This window comes from Candidatus Nitrohelix vancouverensis (genome assembly GCA_015698305.1).
GTDB classification, from domain to species: Bacteria; Nitrospinota; Nitrospinia; order Nitrospinales; family VA-1; genus Nitrohelix; species Nitrohelix vancouverensis.
In genome coordinates this window covers 403,172-421,985 of the sequence record CP048620.1, presented here as the reverse complement: position 1 = coordinate 421,985, position 18,814 = coordinate 403,172, and the positions used below count along the sequence as shown (strand labels likewise).

Genomic DNA, 18,814 nt, shown 5'->3' with positions numbered 1-18,814 from the left:
TAGTTCCCGCCTGAATCAACCTCCCTGCAACTCCCTCAATCAATATTCGGAGCCACTCCGGTCAATTCCTGTTTGAATCGAAAATTCGTGTTTTCCTTTATATAGACCAGCAAGTCGTCGTAACTTTTAAAATGCTCTGAAAAGCCGTAATCCTCGCCGGTGTATTCGCAATTCTCCACGCTGTGTTCCTTGCAAATATAAGGGCGCGTTTCGTAGATCATGCATTTATTGGTCGGCGATAGAAAATTGCAGCGGGTATGGATCATGATGTACCAAGCCTTCCGATATATATAGATAGATACTTTTTCGTGCGCGATTTTCCAGAGCAGGCTTTCGTAATCTTTGCGGGTCTCCGGTTCATCAATTCCAAACGCAAAATAGTTACAGCAAAAGGCCGGTAAGCATTTTTCACACTGGCTGGTATCGTGTATCCGGTCTGTTTCCTTGGACATCGTGTTAACCTGATTATGATTGAGTGATTGGTTTAAAAGGGCGGGAAGACGTCAATGCGAATACCCAACGCCCACGGTCTGCTACTATCGCATGCCTCAAGCGCCGAAGTCAAACCATGGAAACATTTTTCCACATCAGTTAAGTCGCGTGGCCTTGTCTGGCGAGTTTCGACCGGTATCAGGTGTAACTGGCGTCGGGATGAAAACAGACGATCGCGGCGGTGGCGCTGGGCGGGTTGAATTCGTAAGAATCGGTGAGGGTGACGCCGATATCCTCCGCCTGCAAAATGTTCCAGATCACCTGATTGTTCTGCATGTCCTCCAGCGCCGCATAGCCGGGGCTATAGCGCTGGCCCTTGCGGTCGCGTTTGAGTCCGGCGCGTTGACGAATCAACTGATGAATGTATTCTGCAAGATCCTCCGTCACCCGGTCGCCCAGCCCTTGCAGATAGAGAGAGGATTCCGAGTCGTTATCGTTTTTCAGTTTTTCCACCGCATCCACCAGTTGCGCCCCTGCGGTGGTGATCTGCAGTCCCACCGCGTCCATGATGCCCGAACTTTTGGGATGAACAAACTGGGCGACGGAAAACTTGTCCTTTCGCCCCTTGCCCACACAGAGGTTGAATTTGATGCGCCCCAGTTCGCGCTCGGTATTTTCTGGATCATAAAGAATGACAGTGTCTTCTTCGGATTGAGCGGGCAATAATGCAAAGCTCGCGCGGGGTATGATCCAGCGATTGCTCTCTGCTTTTTCGATCCAGTCCTTTTGCAATGTCTGCAGGTCTTTTTCCTGCACGCCCTGCTGTTCCCAGGAGGACCGCTTGCCGTATTTCCAGTTCAGCGAGAACAGACTTTTGGAATCGATATTGGATTCCATATTGCTGAGTTTCAATTCCAGTCGATGAATGCCGAAACCGTCGCGCGCGGGTTCGTGGTGCTTGAAGCTGACTTTGCGACGTGGCAATTCCTTCAACAGTTTGTCATGCGTTTCTGCCAGGCCTTTAGCGCGTTGGTACTCGCTGGTCAACTTCTCCCGATTGTCTTTCAAAACTGAATTGAGAACCTTGGGGTCGATCAACTTGCCCATGACGTTGACGCCGTCCATACCGCTTTCGCAATAAAAGACATTGTCGAGGATGCGACCGGTGTCGCTTTGACCGTGCATCGCCACATAACCGGCGTGGCGCATGTTCACCGGCGCGCCGCCGATTAAAATCGGGAAGGAAATATTGCGTTCCTGCAACATGCGGGCGACGGTTATCATGTGATTCGAGGTCTGAACCAGAAGCGCGCTCATGCCGATAGCCGTGGCATTCTCATTGATTGCGGTTTCGATGAACTTTTCAAGCGGAGCCTGCACGCCCAGATCGATGACGCGATAGCCGTAATTTTCCAGGAGCGTTTTCGCAAGGTCCTTGCCGATGCTGTGAACGTCCTGATACACGGTGCCCAGCACGACGATGCCCTTGTACTGAATCTGATCGGACAAATCCGCGCCGCTCTTCTGCCGCATGTAAGCTTCGAGGAAGGTCATGACGTTGCGCATGACGTCGGCGCTTTTCAAGAGATGCGGCAAACTTACTTCGCCGCGTCCAAAGCCGTCCCCCAGCTCCTTCATGGTTTTCATCAAATAGCTGTTGATGAATTCGAGCGGTTCGTGTTTGTCGACCGCCTGCGCGACCTGCAGGACGATGGAGTCGGCGTAGTTGTATTTCCAGCCGTCCTTGTCCAGAGTGCCGTCGATTTTTTCCTTCTTGCCGTCTTTGATTTTAAGACAGATGCTTTCCTCAAGAGGTAGCGCGTTGTAATCGATTTTTTTCTGAACGGTCCCGGTTTTCTTGGTCATCGCAATTTCTTCCAAACGCTCAAAGGCGTCCATATTGCGATTGAGAATGACGTCTCTGGCAAGCGCCACGTCTTCAGCGGGAAGACTGGTCAGAGGGACGTAATGATTGGGATTGAGGATCGCGCAATCGAGTCCTTTTTCGCGCGCTTCATGCAAAAAGACGCTGGTCAAAACAATACGCATGTAGGGCTTTTGCGCCAAACCGTTGGTGAGGTTGCCGACGCCGATCGTCGTTTTCAGGTCCGGGTGAATGGCTTTGATGCGCGGCAGGGCTTCCAGAGTTTCCGCGCAGAAGTTGAGTCCTTCCACCGATTCACTGCCTATGGGATAGGCGTTGACGTCGATTAAAATCTGATCGGGCGTAACGTTGTAGCGTTCTTTGGCCTGCTCGACGATGGCCAGGGCCAGGTCGTATTTCTCCTGCGCCGTTTGCGCGGGGCCGAGCGGGCCGTTGACCAGAGCCATGTAAACGGGATGATGTCCCGCCGTGGTTTCCAGAACTGCGTCCAGTTTGGACACGCCGTCGCGATATTCTTCCAGGCTGATGGAGTTGATGATGGGGCGACCGGGATAGCGTTGGATCGCCTCCTCCAGCGCTTCGACGGAAAACGAGTCGATGCACATGACGCCCTTGAAGTCGCTGTTGAGGCCGTGAATGATTTCTGGAAGCGCTTTTTCCGTCTCGACAATATTGCTGTCCATGCACACGTCGATGATCTCGATGCCGAGGTCTTCGACCTGTTCGCGCATGACTTCTTCCAGAGCGTGTAGATTGATCGTTTCGGTCTGCTCGACCGCATCGCGGACTTTTTTACTGCCGCGCACATTGAGGCGTTCGCCAATGCGGATCAGGCTTTCAGAACTATCGAGCGGCACTGCGACTTGCGGGCCTGAAACGAAGACGCGCTGTTCGGTCTGGCGCGGGACGGGGACGACTCCTTTGAATTTGTGACTCAGCGCAGAGATATGATCCGGGCTGGTTCCGCAACATCCGCCGATGATATTGACGCCCCATTTATGGACAAAGGGCTCCATTTCGTTCGCCATATCCTGCGGCGATAATTTGTAGCAGGTTTTGCCTTCCTCCGACACCGGTTGACCGGCGTTGGGGACGATGGAAATGGGGTGATTGCAATAGCGGCTGAGTTTTTCGACGGTCGGCGGCATGAGTTCCGGTCCGACGTTGCAGTTGATGCCGAACACGTCGATGCCCAATCCGGATACGGTGGTGTAGGCGGCGTGAATGTCGGTGTTGAAAATCTGCATTTTAGAAAATTGATCGACGGTGACCTGAACCATGATCGGAGCTGATTTCTTCGCCTCTCTGAAGGCTTTGTGCGCGCCGAACAAGGCGGCCTTGGTTTCAAGGATGTCCTGTTGCGTTTCAAACAACATGATATCCGCGCCGCCTTCGAGCAGACCCGCAACCTGCAAGCGAAAATTCTCTTCAATTTGCGGGAAGGTCGCTTTTTTCAAATCGGCGTCGGTGCTCGACAAGACATAATTGGAAGGGCCGATAGAGCCTGCCACGAACAAGGGTCTGCCATCGTATTCCGGGAGCGATTTGTATTCTTCAACCGCCTGGCGGGCGATGCGAGCGCCGTGCAGATTCAATTCGCGCGTGATGTCGGCCAGATTGCATTGCCTGATATCCAGACCCTCTGGAATGGATTTCAACTGCGAAGCGTCCATCTGCGAGAAATCGAACTCGCCAAGGCGCAGGGGGGACGCGCCAAAGGTATTCGTCTCAATGATATTGGCGCCCGCTTTCAAGTAACTGAGATGGATATTCTTGAGGTCGACCGGACGAGAAAAAATCAGCAGGTCGGTGAGCATTTTAAACTCAGGGCCGCCAAAGTCGGAGTCGCTCAATTCTAGCGCCTGAACCATCGTTCCCATGGCGCCATCCAGTATCAGAATTTGTTTTTTAAGAATTTCGGTGAAAGTCATGAATCAGTCTGTCGGATAGGGTAATAAAAAAATAGAAAAATCCACCCAAGGCGCTTGTCGCTCAGGTGGAAGATTGAGATTTCTGGTCGGCGGCAAACGCGATGTTGGCGGGAAGCGAAAGGGTGAATGTTGCGCCCGCTTCCGGTCGGGACTCAACGCTGATATCGCCGCCGTGTTTTTTTATGATGTCATAACTGATGGAAAGTCCAAGCCCGGTTCCCTTCACGCTCGACTTGGTGGTGAAGAACGGATCGAAAATGCGGTCCAGATTTCCCCTGGGTATTCCAATGCCATCGTCTGATATGATTATATACGTTTTCTCCATTTCTTGTCTGGTATAAATACATATCAGCCCGCCTTTTCCCACGATCGCTTCTTGGGCGTTTTGTATGATGTTCAGCAGAACCTGACGAATTTGATCGGCGATGCCGTGAATCCTGGCGCCGGAAGGGGAAAGCGTTTTCTTGACGATAATTTTTCTGTCGTTGAAGCTTTTGTCGCTCAATAGCAGGATATCGTTGATGATTTCGTTGATGTCCACCAGAGTCACGACTTCGTCCATGGGTTGATAAAAGCCCTGGAGTCTGCGAATCAAATCGCTCATGCGCCGCGTTTCGCGGATCGCCAGATCGAGGAGATGGTTCAGTTCTTCGTTCAAAGGGCCTTCGTGTTCGCGTAACTGGTGAAGGATATTGCTGATTCCGTAAATCGGGTTGTTGAATTCATGCGATACCGAACCGATCAGTTTGCCTAGAGCGGATAGCTTCTCGGAATGCAGAAGTTTTTGATGCGTCGCCTGCAGTTCCCGGGTCCGCTCCTGAACCTGTTCTTCCAGATTATCGCGATACTTGACAAGGTTTTGTTCCGTCTGTTTGCGTTCGGTGATGTCGTGAGCAAGAAGAATGTATTTTTGCACGACGCCGTCGCAATCGAGAAGCGCCGAACCGGAGATCGAAACTGGAATGGATTTCCCTGCGCGGGTTTTGAGGGAACTTTCAATGTTGGCCAATCGACCCTTGCGGCTCAGTCGAGCCAGCAAGTCGTTTGAAAATGTCGAATCGGTATCGAACAGGGTCGCGATGTTTCGATCCTTTAACTGCGCTTCCCGGTATCCGAGCAGGTCCAGCGTCGCCTGATTGATCAATTCCATTTCTCCGTTCGGTTTCAAAACCACCAGAATTCCCAGCATGGAATCGATCACGGCGTTGAGGAATTTTTTTGAAACCGTTTTGGCGTTGATTTCCTTCCCCATATTTTCAAAAGCGTCTGCAAGCCCCCTGAATTCATCCGGCATTTTGGAGGGGGAGGGCGCTTCATATCGTCCCTGGCCAATTTCCTGAGCTCTGCTCGCTAATGATGTGATGGGGTCGCTCAATCGCCTGGCGATCAGATACGCGAGGACGAGATCGAGAAAAGCGAATAAGGCCAGGATGACGCCAATGTTTATAAAGGATTGACGTATGACTTTGTTTTCGAGGGCTTGAAAATCGACCATGGCGTGTTCAATTTCCCTCCACATGGCGCCCAGAGAAAATTGAACAAGAATCCCCCCGATCAGCTCATCTTCAATCAACACGGGGGTTGTGACGGTGTAAGTATTTTTATCGTAAAAGGTCAGCATGGATCGTTGGGCCAGCGATTTCATGCCGAGAGAGTTTTTAGGGATGGATATTTCGTCAGAGCGATCTCCTGAGCGGTGCAGGATAAGGCCTTTATGGTCAAATATCCGGATCTGATTAATATCAGAGCTCAATTCAGAGGCTTTGATTTGCGCTTTGATTGCGTCGAAATCATAAAAATAAATAGAAGCGGCCAGGCTTCTGGCGAGAAACTCAGCGAATTCTTTGGCTCTGTTTTCAAGTTGGGATATGGATAAATTTTTTAAGGAATTTGTGCTGAAGGTTTTTGCCGCTTCCAATGATTTTTGGGATTGATAAAAAACAATACTCCCAAAAGCGGCTGATAGCGCAAGGGTCAATGAAAAGATCAGAATAAAATATTTGGCCTGTAAATTTAATTTCATTGGTTTTGCGAGAAACTTTTCAAGTGTGAACTTGATTCGAGCAGTTGTTGAATCTGAACAATTTGTTCCAACGCTTCTCTGGGCAGTTCATCGAATTGACGGGTTTTGTAAAACCGCTTCAACACGGGTTCGGCATCGGGTCGATTCTTCATGTCCAGCAATACAGAACGGAGCGCCGTTTTGATCGGCTCCGGCAAGGTGTTTCGCGCCAGAACCAGTCTTCTGGGAATGGCCCGAGATTGGTAGAGGATCGAAAGTTCTTTCTTATAGGTCTCAGGCGTGTCCTTTGCGGACTCCCAATCCTGATTGCTGTAGGCTCCAGCGTCGGTGAGTTGACGCGCGACGCTTGCGGCGATGGTTTTTTCATCGCCCGACACGATCAGATAACCCGTTTTCCCAGGCGGTACAGGGTCTTTGGGGTGGTTGAGGCGAATCAGGGAATGACCCGCGCGCTCCAGAATGGCGACGGGCATCTGATACGAGGTGGTTGAGTCGACTTCTCCCAGAGTGATTCGCTTGCCCTTGAGGTCCGCTAAAGATTTCATGCCGCTACTCTGATGCGTGATGATGAGAGAGTGATAGTCCTTGCTCCCCTTTTTCCATTGTAGAAGCATCAATTGCATGTCGGCTTGTTTGACGAGTTGCATGGCCGAGCCAACCGATTCAAAAACCAGATCGACATGGCCATTTTGAACCAGCCAGACCATCTCTTCATTGGTTTTTGCCATGAGAACGCGTCCATGCCGGATTCCATCCAGTTGTCCGGCCAGATATTCCGCCATCGGCTTCAGGCGTTTAAAATGTTTTTTGGGATTATGCGTGACGTAGCCAAGCGCCAGCGTTTCGGCCCGCTCTTCAGGAGAGGCGTAGTTCAGGGTTCGGATGGAAGGCGGGTATTCACTGATTTCCATCTCCGAGGCGTTTCCTGAGATTGGAATCAGGGCGAATAAAATCCCGGCTATCAGAGAGAGCGAGTATCGAAATGCTACGCTTCGGCTAGATGCGCGCATTAAGATTTAAAACCTGAATTTGGCTTGCGGGTCATGTTTAGCGATTGGAGAATTTTCATCAGTCGTCGCTTGTAAGGACCATCGGGTCAAGAGATAATATAAGCAAGACGGCGATCTTTAAATAAACGCCGATTTAGCGAAGAGAGGATCAGGTTCAATTAGTTTCTGCAACTTTGGCGGAATTGCAGAGCGAACACGCTATTTTAACAGATCCTTCTGAAAATTAAAGAGTTTCGACAATTCAGTTTGAAAGGGATCGAGCATGAGACATGTTTTGTATCGAGGCGTTACGCTTGTATTTTTGACTCTGTTTCTGGCGTCTCAGGCAGGGGCGGTGGAAAAATCCGCAGATGCCCTGTTGATGGAACAGCTGAAACTGCGTCATGATCCTTCGATCAAGATCGAATTGTTCGCGCGAGTCGCCAAAGCGCGGCATATGGCCTTTGACGATTTGGGCAACCTGTTCATCAGCCAGGCGCGCGCCGGTCGCGTTTCGGCCCTTCCCGACGCGGATAACGATGGACGCGCGGATACGATGCGAACGATCCTCTCAGGTCGGCGGGCGCCGCATGGTTTGGCCTTTGTCGAGCTGGAGAGCGGCTATTATCTTTATGTTGCAGAAGAAACGCAGGTGGTGCGTTTGCGTCGAGAGTCGCCGCCCTTTGCTTATGGCGCGCCGGAAGTGGTCGTCGCCGATATTCCCAGCGGTGGGCATTTCACCCGCACCTTGAAAATCAAGGATGGAAAACTCTACCTTTCGGTGGGTTCGTCCTGCAACGTTTGCGAGGAAAAGGAACCAGTACGGGCGGCCATCTCGCGCTACAACCTGGATGGTTCGGACCCGGAAATTTTCGCCAGCGGTCTGCGCAACTCCGTGGGTATTGAATTCTCTCCTTACGACGGCGACTTGTGGGGCGTCAATAACGGTCGCGACTGGCAGGGCGACGATCATCCCAGAGAAGAGTTGAATCGCATCCGTTTCGGCAAACATTACGGTTGGCCCTATTGCTATGAGGATCGAAAACCGGACCCGGATTTTGGCGGGCGTATGGATTGCTCGAAGACGGAGGTTCCGGCTCATACCTTCACCGCGCATATGGCGCCGCTGGGTCTGGCGTTTTATCAGACTGGCGCTCTGCCCGTAAAATACGACAACAGTCTGTTCATCGCATTTCACGGTTCCTGGAATCGCTCCAAGCCTGCGGGCTACAAAGTGGTTCGTCTGGGCTTGTCGGCGAAAGGGGAAATCATCTCGGAAGAAACATGGATCGACGGTTGGTTGCTGGAAGACGGAAGCCCGAGCGGGCGACCTGTGGATGTTGAAGTGTCGCCGAAAGGAGAGTTGTTTCTTTCGGATGATTTTCTGGGCGCGGTTTATCGAATCAGCGGAAAATAGCGGCGAATTGAAAGCGCGTCACAGTTCCTGGGCTTCTTTAACGGCGGGGGGTTCTTTGCCAAACCATTGTTCGTAGAGGCTTAATTTGTCTTTCACACAGCGGAAGCCGAGGTCCTTTTTGCGCGACATTGGATTTAATTTTTCCCGAAACGATGCGCGCGCTTTCAAGCGCAGCGCTTCCTGGTAATCTTTTTTCGAGAAATGGCCGATACCCATATAAGAAAGACCGCGAACGACTATATATTTTTTGTTATAGTCCTTTGACTTGTAGGTGTTGCCCGGATAAGGGAAATAATAATCCCAGACCCATTCCCAGGCGTTGCCCACCATGTCTTCCGCTCCAAAAGGGCTGGATGCATGCGGGTAGCTTCCCACGGGTTTGAGTCCCTGTCCGCTTTTGGATGTGGCGCTGGGGCTGATGTTGGCGGAGTCGAGAGAAAATTCGTTGCCCCAGGGATAGATCCAGCCGTCGTATCCACGCGCGGCCTTTTCCCATTCGGCCTCGTTGGGCAGGCGCTTTCCGGCCCACTCTGCATACGCGGCGGCGTCGAAGAAGTTAACGGCGGTGACGGGCAGACGGCCGGTTCCTTCGGGATATTTTTGGCTTCGTTTCCAATGCGGCGGCGGGCGATGACCGGTCGCCTGACAAAAAATATAATATTGCTCATTGGTGACTTCGTATTTGTCGATATAGAAAGACGGGAGATTCACCTTGCGTTGCGGCGATTCATCGGCGAACCAGGGTTTATCCAGTCCCAGGGCCATAGCGCGGTTGAGAGCGTCGGTTTCGTTGGTTCCCATGATGAACTCGCCCGCAGGCACCAGGACCATTCCCGATGGAGGCGGAGAACAAGCGGCGAGAGCCGTAAGCAGGATAGGTAACAACCCTGTCAATCTTATACATAACTTCAGATTCATGACTATTTCTCTAAATCAGATTCAGACGGTAAAATTAAACGAAATCGACTTGCTCGACAAGTGGACCGACTTTTCAATGAACCCGGCGCCGGAAGCCCTGAAACAATCCATTCAGGCTCTTGGCATCGTTCACCCGGTAGGGCTGGTCGCTGGCGCGGAACGCTATCGCATCATCAGCGGTCATCGGCGCTTGCAAATTGCTGAAGAGCTGGGAATCGACGAGATCAGCGCCTTTGTGATGGAAGTCGACGACAGCGCAGAGAGTATGCTTGCGGCCAACCTGAACGAGAATCTGGCTCATCGCTGTTACGGCGATATGGAGAAAGGCGTCATTCTCGACCGGTTGATCCGGGCGGGAGTTCCCGAGTCGCGGATTCTCCAAGAGTATATGCCGCTGATAGGTCTCGAGCGAAGTAAAAAATTACTGCGCGAGTTTTTGCAGGCCAGCCAGCTGAGTCCGGGCTTTAAAAAATTACTGCACGATTTGAACGTTTCATTGCGCGTGGCGAATGTCATTTGCGGCTGGGACCCGGCGAGCCGACAGGCCGCAGAGGACTTGTTTTCGACGCTCCGACCGGGCGTGAACAAGTGGCGCGATATGGTGGAACTGATCGACGAGACGGCGATTCGGGAAAATGTATCGCCGGTGGAGATCATTGACTGGGACCCGATCCAGTCCGTTCTTGAGCATCCGCATTTTGCTCCTGCGCAAAAATACGACCAGGTCTTCCAGTCTCTGCATCCGCGCCGATTTCCTTTATTGTCCCGATTGAATCGTAAGGTCGCGGCGGCGGTGGACAAACTGGAACTGCACCCGGAAACGCGATTGCGCACCAGCAAAACTTTCGAGAGCGACGAAATAAAAATCGAACTGAAATTCCGCACCAAAAGGGAATTGAGCGATCAACTGGAGCGTTTGAATGAGTCTATGAAATCCGAGGCGATGAACGAACTGATCGATGCCTTCAAAAATCTGGAATGACGCGCCTGATTTGATTACGAGATGAAAATAGAATAGCGATTCACTTTGAAAATTTTATTTCCGAGCCCGAACCAGCGGCGCCTTCACCTTTTTGAAATTTCCTTGGCTGATGAAGTTTCTCTCCAACCTTATTTTCGAGTCCGAATCAGCGGCGCTTTCACCTTGGAAAAGTCTTCAGGTTTGAAAGGGTATTTGTAGAGAAACTGGCTGAGCGCCTTGACGCATTTTCCCGCCTGTTTAACATCTTTAAGTTGGATGAATAACTGCTTTGCGATGATTGTGTGGAAGATAGCGGAGTACCCTTCCCGTACATTGTCGAAAGCCAGGCCCAACGCCACGCGTATTTTAGGGTCGTCCGGTTGCAGGCGAACCGCCTCGCGCAATTTTTCCACCTCGTCCGCGTACTTCTTATCTTTCCGGCATTGCAGAGCCGACTCGTACAATGCGCGCGCCATCATTTTCAACACGTTCTCGTCGTCGGGCGTCAGCTCCATGGCGGTGCGCAACGGCTCCAGAGCCTCTTCATACCGTTTCAGTTGAACCAGAGTCCATCCCAGATTGTAAGGCGCCTCCGGCACGCGGTTGGGGCTGAGCTTGTATGCAGTTTCCAACGGTTCGACGGCGTCCTTGTATTTTTTCATCTTGACGTATAACAAGCCCAGGTGCAGATAAGGGAAGGCCGACTTGCAGGTGACGGAAATCGCCATCTTGAAATGTTTGAGCGCCTTGCGGTTTTTTCCCTGCTTCACATAAACTTTGCCGCAGTAGTAATTTGAATCGACCCATAAATTTTTATCAAGCGCCAGGGCGTCGTCAAATTTTTGCAGAGCCTCCTTGTAAAAACCCATCTCTGTATAGCAGATTCCCATCGACAAATGCGCCGGGCCATAGTTGGGGACGATTTTGATCGCCTCGTGGAAATGTTTCTTGGCATCCTCCTGCCGGCGCAGTTTTCCAAAGGAAACGGAAAGGTTGGAGTGAGCGCGCGCCAGCATTTTTTTGACTGCCATCGAATTGGGTTTTTTAATCAGTTCTTCTTCAAGCAGAACGACGGCATCCTCATCGCGGCCGATTTCCACATAGGAATGCGCGAGTACAAAGCGGGCGCTTTTGTTTTTTGTGTTCAGGCGAACCGCTTCCTTTAGCATCGCGCTGGCCTCGCCATAGCGATGCATGTCCATCAACACCTCGCCCAGCTGATAATAATAGTCTCCTTCGTGAGGGTAACGCGCCAGTTGCCGGCGCAGTTCCGCCTCCAGTCCTTTGAGGACGGAAAGAGAACGCTCAACTTTTTTGGGATCGCCGTCTTTCTTTTTCTTTTGACCGTTTTTCTTTTTCCTTGCGGGAGGTTTCTTTGCCTGAAACAAACGGGCCTTCAAGCGTTCCAGCATTGCGCGGGAACGTGGTAAAAAATTTTCCTGAAAAAAAGTCAGTAAAGGGGCCGTGAAGCGAATCAGCAGAGTTCGTAGTTTATTGGATAAAACCTTGATCATTTTCTGAACTTTTGAATCAGGTCCAGCGTGGTCTGGATCACCCGATCCACATCGGCTTCCGTCATTTTGGGGTACAGCGGCAGAGAGAGGACGCGATGGGAATAGTGGGTGGCGACGGGGAAGTCTTCGTCGCGCAGATTGAATTCATTTTTATAGTAGGGTTGTAAATGCAGAGCCATGTAATGCACAGCGACGCCAATGCCCGCCTCCTGCATATGATTTAAAAATTCATCGCGCGTGACGGTCAGCTTGTCCGTGTTGAGGGTGATGATGTAGAGGTGGCGGCTGTTCAGCGCATAGTCTTTGGTTTGCAGGGTTTCGATAAGGGTTTCGTTTGCGAATGCGGCGTCGTATCGCGCCGCATGAGCTTGTCGAAGTTGTAGAAAACGCGGCGCCTTTTTTAATTGATGGATGCCGATGGCGGCGTTGATGTCGGGCATATTGTATTTGTAGCCGGGGAAGTTCAGTTCCCAATGGGAAAAACCGCTTTTGCCAAAACGTTTCCAGGCGTCCCGGCTCAGGCCGTGCAGGCGAAGCGCGCGCAGGGTTTCCGCCTGCGATTCATCGTCCAGAGTCAGCATTCCCCCTTCGCCGGTGGTGATGTTTTTGTTGGCGTAAAAACTGAATGCGGCGAGATGGCCTCTTCCTCCGACCGCTTTCCCCTTGTATTCGCTACCCAGCGCGTGCGCGGCGTCTTCAATGATTTTCAGTTGGCGACCTTGCGCGATGTCTTCGATGGCGTCCATGTCGCAAGGGTGACCGGCGAAGTGAACGGGTAAAATCGCGCGCGTTCGTGGAGTGATTTTCGCTTCGATTTTTTCAGGGTCGATGTTGAGCGTCCCCGGTTCGATATCGACGAACACCGGCTTGATCCCTTCGAGCGCCAGCACATTGGAGGTGGCCGGAAATGTCATCGGAGTGGTGATCACTTCATCGCCGGGTTTCAGGCCGCTCACCTTGACGGCGATATGCAGTCCGGCGGTGCATGAATTCAGGGCGATCGCGTAACCCGCTCCGACCTGTTCGCGAAAGGCTTCTTCAAAGCGCAGGGCTTTGGGTCCTGTGGTCAGCCATCCCGATTTAAGAGTGTCCGTCACTTCGTTGATTTCGTCATCGTCGAGCCAGGATTGATGGAAAGGCAGGTCCACGCTCATTGGGCGTCCTTTGAATAAAGAGTATTGTTTGTTGATCCGGCGTGTTCCAAATGTTCTGCGTCCCACTCGATAAAATCCGACTGCTTCCAGGCGCTGTTGTCGTTCGGAATCAGGTAATTGATCAAAGGTCCGCCGCTGATATTCGGAGCCAGGGTTAACAGCGAAATCCGCCAGCCCTCAGAAGTGTTTTCCCAGTAGTCGATGAAGGGGAGTTGAATTTCGTAGGAAATGTCCATACGGGTGAAGCGCGGATCGACTCTTTCAAGGCCGTTGACTTTCCATTCAACTTTTGCCAAAGCTCCGTTTTTGCTGATAGCGACTTTGTCTATGGAGTGCGACTGCATTTTGAACAAAGGGTTGGCGACCCAGCGAAATTTAAAAGGAATCGGAAAGCCCAGCATGTCCCGCTGGTGACCGGATTTTTTAATATACTCGACTGGCGGCGGTTTGGCCCCTGAAATATGCGCGTCCGCCAGTTCCCTGTAATTATAGGACAGGCGACCATTGAAGAATTTGAACTCTTCGATGGAGATTTTTTCGCGATATTTCGGATGCTGATACTGGTAGATCGCCTCCCAATCTTCTTTGATGCGCTGGTGGATAAAATCTTTTTCCAGCGCAAGCAGGTTTCGGGCAGTGTCGATAGAAGCTTCTTTAGCGGAAGTCTGTGTGGAGAACAAAGTCAGACAAACTGCGAGGATGAAAATAAATGGTTTCCTGAAAATAATTCTCATGATGAACGAGTATGCATTTTTTTAGATGAGCCGAAGACGTTTTGCGATCTGTTCCGTAATGCCCGGCGTTTCCTGTAACTCTTCCACCGTTGCGGTGCGAATATTATCCAGACTGCCAAATTTTTTCAACAACATCAGCCGACGTTTTTTGCCGACGCCGGGCACGTCGTCGAGAGGCGAGGCGAGATTGCCGCGCGTTCTCAATTTGCGGTGGAAGCTGATGGCGAAACGGTGCGACTCGTCGCGAACCCGTTGCAGTAAAAACCGAGGCGGCGAGTTTTCTGAAAACAGCACAGGGTCTTTCATGTCCGGCAGAAGCACTTCATCCGTTTCGGCGTGGTGACGCCATTGACCCTTGGCGACGCAGGCCAGGTCGAGTCGATCCCGTATCCCCAGCTTGTCGATGATTTTCAGCGCGGCGTTGAGATGGCCGCGTCCGCCGTCGACCAGCACCAGCTTAGGTAACGGCTTGTCCTCCTTGAGCAGACGCTGGTAGCGGCGTTCGATCACCTCCTGCAACATGGCGTAGTCGTTGATACCCTCGACGCGTTTGATCTTGAATTTGCGGTAGCGCGATTTGTCGGCCTGTCCGTTGACGAAGCAGACCATGGAGCCGACGGCGTTGGTTCCCGAAATATTGGAGATGTCGAATCCCTCGATGACGGAAGGGAAAAATTTTAAATGCAGGGCTTCTTTCAACTCCTCCAGGAGTCGGGTGGCGACGTCGCCCTTGTCCAGTTCCGTGCGCAGGGCGAACTGCGCGTTCTCTTCCGCCATGTTGACGAGATGTCGCTTTTTGCCGCGCACCGGCGTTTCCAGTCGCACGCTTTTTCCGCGCCTGGCGCTCAGCCATTCTGCGATAACCGCAGATTCTTCGATCGGGTGCGGAAGCAATATCTCTTCGGGAAAGTTGATCTCTCCCGAATAATACTGTTTCAAAAATGAGGAGAGCGCTTCGTTTGGGTCGGTCTCCTCGCGAATTTTGAGTTTGAAAATTTTTTCACCGACCATTTTCCCGCCCCGGATGACCAGTGTTTGAACCATCGCCAGACCGCCTTCGCGGTAATAACCGATAGCGTCCTGGTCTTCGAGGTCCGTCGAAATGATTTTCTGTTTGTCGAGCACCGTTTGAACCGCCGCGATCTTGTCGCGCCATGCGGCGGCTTCTTCGTAGCGCATGGCGTCGGAAGCGAGGCTCATTTTTTCTTTCAGGCTGTCGATCAGTTCGGTGTTTTTGCCGCGCAGGAACAGGGTCACATCCTGCACGACCTTGGCGTATTCCGCTTCCTCGGCGAAACCGGCGCAGGGCGCCAGACAACGACCCATCTGATAATTCAGGCAGGGGCGACGCATGGCGCTGCCGTCGAGCTTGTCGCGGCTCTGTCTTAGCGGAAAGATACGATAGATCAACCGGATGGTTTCGCGAACTTCTTTAACCATCGTGTAAGGTCCGAAATAGGCGCTGCCGTCTTTTTTCACCTTGCGCACGACTTCCAGGCGGGGAAAGCGTTCCTGGGTGGTCAGGCGCAGATAGGGATAATGTTTGTCGTCCTTGAGCAGAACGTTGTAGCGAGGCTGGTGCTTCTTGATGAAATTGCTTTCAAGGATCAGCGCTTCGGTTTCGGTCTCGGTGGTCAGGACCTTGATGTCGCGAACTTTGGCGACGAAGGTGCGCGTTCTCAGATGCAGATTGCGCGAGTTCTGAAAATACGAGCGGACGCGATTCTTGAGGGACTTGGCCTTGCCAATATAAAGAATTTCATCTTTGGCCCCCTTCATGATATAAATTCCCGGACGCTGAGGAATTTTTTCAAGAATGTCTGCGATGTCGAATGCCATGAGCGTTAACGATAATGAAACGGAAAGATTGTTATGGTTTCATTATACTAGGGAAGCGGCGCAAAATCAGTCAAGCCTTTCCCTTTCCCTGCCTTTTTTGAATTTTTAATCAAACGGTTTAAGGATTCATGACGTCACCCCCAAATCAAAGAGGCTTGTGGACCAGTCGGCTGGGATTCATCCTTGCCGCTTCGGGTTCGGCCATCGGCCTGGGCAATGTCTGGAAGTTCCCCTACATCACCGGTCAGAACGGCGGCGGCGCTTTCGTGCTGGTCTATTTACTTTGCATTGTGGTGATCGGTCTGCCGATCATGCTCAGCGAGTTCACTCTGGGGCGCCACACCAATCTCAATCCCGTGGGCGCGTTTAAGAGTCTGGCGCCGGGGAAGGCCTGGGGCGCCGTTGGCTACATGGGAGTGCTCGCAGGATTTTTGATTCTCTCGTTTTACGGCGTGGTGGGGGGCTGGACGATCGCTTACGTGGTCAATTCCCTGTCCGGCGCCTCGGTGCATTTTTCATCACCCCAGCAGGCGGGCGAGTTTTTTGGACAGTTCATCGCCAACCCCATAGAAAGCACGGTGTACCATTTCCTGTTCATTGTTGTGTGCGCGGGCGTGGTCATCAAAGGCGTGCATGGCGGCATCGAAAAAGCCTGCGATATTCTCATGCCGACCTTGCTGGTGATTTTGGTTCTACTGATGATTCGTTCATTGACTCTGGATGGGGCGATGGAAGGCGTGAAGTTTTATCTGCAACCTGATTTTTCGAAGATCACCCCGGAGGTGATTCTGATCGCTCTGGGACAGGCCTTTTTTTCGCTCAGTCTGGGCATGGGGGCGATGTTGACATACGGCAGTTACCTGCCGCCGGAAGAAAATCTGACGGCCTCGACGGTTTATGTCGTGTTATTCGACACCATGATCGCCCTTCTCGTCGGCATGGTCATTTTTCCCGCAGTCTTTGCCGTCGGTCTGGAGCCTACGGAAGGCCCGAGTCTGGTGTTCAGCGTTCTGCCTACGGTGTTTTCCGAAATGCCGATGGGCGCGTTTGTATCCATCGTGTTTTTTATCCTGCTGTTTATCGCGGCGCTGACTTCCGGCATTTCTCTTCTGGAAGTGGTCGTCGCCTATTTCATCGACGAAAAAGGCTGGCCGCGCAACCGCGCCGTTTGCGTGATGGCGGGAGTCATCTTTCTGCTGGGGGTTCCGTCGGGGCTATCGTTTGGCGTGTGGGCGGATTTCAAACCGGGGGGCATGACCTTTTTCGATCATGTCGATAACATCGCGTCGAATTATCTTCTGCCTCTGGGCGGGATGTTGACGGCGATTTTCGTCGCCTATATCTGGGGTACGGACAAGGCCAAGGCCGAAATTGAGCGTCATGAAACCACATTTCACTGGGCCAGCGGCTGGGTTTTTCTGATCCGATACGTCACGCCGGTCGCCGTCGCCATTGTCTTTCTGGCGCGATTTTTTTGAAGGAAGGGAATTTTTGCGGGCGATTAGAAATCGTCGTCTTCAGCCTGCGGGATGCCCAGATTTTTGCGAAAGCCTTCGAACATTTGGGTGATGGGCGGGGCGAGCGATTTCACTAAAGCGTCAGGAACCCAGTTGATTTTCTCCACCGGCCAGTGTTCGATTTTTCTGATATCCAGCCCGGCCTCCTGATACGGGCCTTCCAGAGCCTGTTCGTAGCCATAGATCAGCGCGTTGTCATACACCTTTTCATACAGCGATTGAATGAGCGGAGCATCGTGCAGGCCCTTCATGAAATGTTGCGTCAGATCGGCGATGATGGGTTCCGCGTGTTCGACGAAATCAGGGTGGCAGGCTTTCTCCAGCGTTCGATAGATGATGATGACGTCTTGCAGAATGTACTTCAAATCCTTGGCATCTTTAACAACCTTGCCGCGATCAAAATTGAAATATTGTTTGTATTCCTTGATGATCCTCACCAGATCGTAGATGACGGATTCTTCCCAACTCGCCTGATTCCAGACGAAGAAACAACGTAGCCAGTTGACGCGCTTGTTCGCGTCTTCCATATGCATGGTGAAGCTGGGTTTTTCTTTGCACCCGTAAGGCAGTTTACCGCCCCACATTTTCAGATCCAGTTCCATGTCATAAGGCTTGAAGGCGCTGATGTAGGCCTTGAAGTAGAACTCGATCAATCGTTCCAGATTTTTTTGCTCATCCAGCGGCGTGTTTTGCGGCAGGTTGACGATGCTGTAGAGACGCCAGACCCGGCGTCGGCATTTCCCTGTCGGGTCGGCGATGAGATAGGTGCCGCCCCAGATTCCCGAAGTGATGGGAATGTCATGGCCAAGAAAATGGCTGATTTCGCCGGAAACATGACGGGCAATCTTGCCGTACAGTTCGTTGAGGTAATACAGATTGATGAGGTTGTCGTCGCCGACCAGCAGGCCGGAAGGCGCTAAGGGTTCGTTCATGAGGCTATTCACGCGATTCTAGTGATTATGGGGATCGAATCAATTTCAAACAAAAAAATTCCACCCCTGAAAACAGGGGCGGAATTTCAATCGTTTCAGAACTTATTTGACGTGAACAATGACCGCGGCGGTGATCGGCGGGTTGTAGGGCACGTGATTGCCCTGTGCAAATACAGCCGTGATGACATGCTGGCCTTTAGACAGAGTGAGGCTCTTGCAGGTCGAACCGTCGCCCATGTGGACATGCTCGGAATCTTTTGCGAGAGGTTGGCTCAAATCTTTCGGAACATCCACGTCGATCAACAGATGGTGGTGGCCTTTACCGGGATTCACGCCGTTCTTGGCAGGCTCAACCGTGTAGCCGTTGATCGCCATGCAAACTTCCACCGGATTGGTGACGTCGGCAGTGGTTGCAGGCGTCGTGATCGTGAGAACCTGCCCGCTGTTTGCAGAATGCGAGCTTGAAGCGTGCATTCCACCCGTGGTGCAACCGACCAGCATCGTTGCCGCTACCATTGCTAAACATTGAACTCCAAATTTCATTGGGACCTCTCCTTTTTTGATGTTG

General features: G+C 51.9%; 14 protein-coding genes. 3 read left to right on the top strand and 11 right to left on the bottom strand.

The features are described from left to right. Window positions 1-35 precede the first annotated feature (35 nt). From G3M78_02005 to G3M78_01990, 4 genes are all read right to left on the bottom strand, one after another. Window positions 36-452 carry a YkgJ family cysteine cluster protein gene (locus G3M78_02005; GenBank protein ID QPJ64238.1) on the bottom strand — a complete coding sequence of 139 codons (417 nt, stop codon included), beginning with the start codon at window positions 450-452 and terminating at the stop codon, window positions 36-38. Window positions 453-630: 178 nt separating this feature from the next. Then, window positions 631-4,248, bottom strand: coding sequence for a dihydropteroate synthase (locus tag G3M78_02000; GenBank protein QPJ64237.1), 3,618 nt, complete (start codon window positions 4,246-4,248; stop codon window positions 631-633). A 61-nt stretch (window positions 4,249-4,309) separates the two neighbouring features. Then, entirely contained in the window at window positions 4,310-5,893 is a 1,584-nt protein-coding gene (locus G3M78_01995; protein ID QPJ64236.1) for a PAS domain S-box protein, read from the bottom strand. A 374-nt stretch (window positions 5,894-6,267) separates the two neighbouring features. Further along, entirely contained in the window at window positions 6,268-7,182 is a 915-nt protein-coding gene (locus G3M78_01990) for a phosphate/phosphite/phosphonate ABC transporter substrate-binding protein (protein ID QPJ64235.1), read from the bottom strand. A 361-nt stretch (window positions 7,183-7,543) separates the two neighbouring features. On the opposite strand from G3M78_01990, the gene G3M78_01985 reads away from it, so the two are divergent. Continuing rightward, window positions 7,544-8,677, top strand: a complete 1,134-nt coding sequence (locus G3M78_01985; GenBank protein ID QPJ64234.1) for an oxidoreductase — start codon at window positions 7,544-7,546, stop codon at window positions 8,675-8,677. Window positions 8,678-8,695: 18 nt separating this feature from the next. Here the strand turns inward: G3M78_01985 and G3M78_01980 are convergent, their stop codons facing one another. Continuing rightward, on the bottom strand, window positions 8,696-9,595 hold the full coding sequence (locus G3M78_01980; GenBank protein ID QPJ64233.1) for a formylglycine-generating enzyme family protein: 900 nt from the start codon (window positions 9,593-9,595) through the stop codon (window positions 8,696-8,698). On the opposite strand from G3M78_01980, the gene G3M78_01975 reads away from it, so the two are divergent. Then, window positions 9,594-10,577 (top strand): ParB N-terminal domain-containing protein, encoded by a 984-nt coding sequence (locus G3M78_01975; protein ID QPJ64232.1) that lies wholly within the window; start codon window positions 9,594-9,596, stop codon window positions 10,575-10,577. The genes G3M78_01980 and G3M78_01975 overlap by 2 nt on opposite strands. A 128-nt stretch (window positions 10,578-10,705) precedes the next feature. On the opposite strand, the gene G3M78_01970 is transcribed toward G3M78_01975, so the two are convergent. Genes G3M78_01970 through uvrC form a run of 4 tightly spaced genes read right to left on the bottom strand, consistent with a single transcriptional unit; the run spans window position 10,706 to window position 15,797 of the window. Further along, window positions 10,706-12,070 carry a tetratricopeptide repeat protein gene (locus G3M78_01970; protein ID QPJ64231.1) on the bottom strand — a complete coding sequence of 455 codons (1,365 nt, stop codon included), beginning with the start codon at window positions 12,068-12,070 and terminating at the stop codon, window positions 10,706-10,708. After that, on the bottom strand, window positions 12,067-13,224 hold the full coding sequence (locus G3M78_01965; protein ID QPJ64230.1) for a DegT/DnrJ/EryC1/StrS family aminotransferase: 1,158 nt from the start codon (window positions 13,222-13,224) through the stop codon (window positions 12,067-12,069). Before G3M78_01965 ends, G3M78_01970 begins: the two co-directional genes overlap by 4 nt. After that, window positions 13,221-13,958 (bottom strand): hypothetical protein, encoded by a 738-nt coding sequence (locus G3M78_01960; GenBank protein ID QPJ64229.1) that lies wholly within the window; start codon window positions 13,956-13,958, stop codon window positions 13,221-13,223. The genes G3M78_01965 and G3M78_01960 overlap by 4 nt, the downstream gene beginning before the upstream one ends. A gap of 21 nt (window positions 13,959-13,979) precedes the next feature. Then, the gene (gene uvrC / locus G3M78_01955; protein ID QPJ64228.1) at window positions 13,980-15,797 is read right to left on the bottom strand and encodes an excinuclease ABC subunit UvrC; all 1,818 of its coding nucleotides are present in this window, start codon (window positions 15,795-15,797) and stop codon (window positions 13,980-13,982) included. A gap of 128 nt (window positions 15,798-15,925) precedes the next feature. Between uvrC and G3M78_01950 the strand changes: the two genes are divergently transcribed. Then, window positions 15,926-17,275, top strand: a complete 1,350-nt coding sequence (locus tag G3M78_01950; GenBank protein QPJ64227.1) for a sodium-dependent transporter — start codon at window positions 15,926-15,928, stop codon at window positions 17,273-17,275. A 23-nt stretch (window positions 17,276-17,298) separates the two neighbouring features. Here the strand turns inward: G3M78_01950 and G3M78_01945 are convergent, their stop codons facing one another. Both G3M78_01945 and G3M78_01940 read right to left on the bottom strand, forming a co-directional pair. Beyond that, complete coding sequence (locus G3M78_01945; GenBank protein ID QPJ64226.1) at window positions 17,299-18,246, bottom strand: hypothetical protein; 948 nt, start codon at window positions 18,244-18,246, stop codon at window positions 17,299-17,301. A 102-nt stretch (window positions 18,247-18,348) separates the two neighbouring features. Then, window positions 18,349-18,762, bottom strand: a complete 414-nt coding sequence (locus G3M78_01940) for a DUF4399 domain-containing protein (GenBank protein QPJ66737.1) — start codon at window positions 18,760-18,762, stop codon at window positions 18,349-18,351. Between the last annotated feature and the right edge of the window lie 52 nt (window positions 18,763-18,814).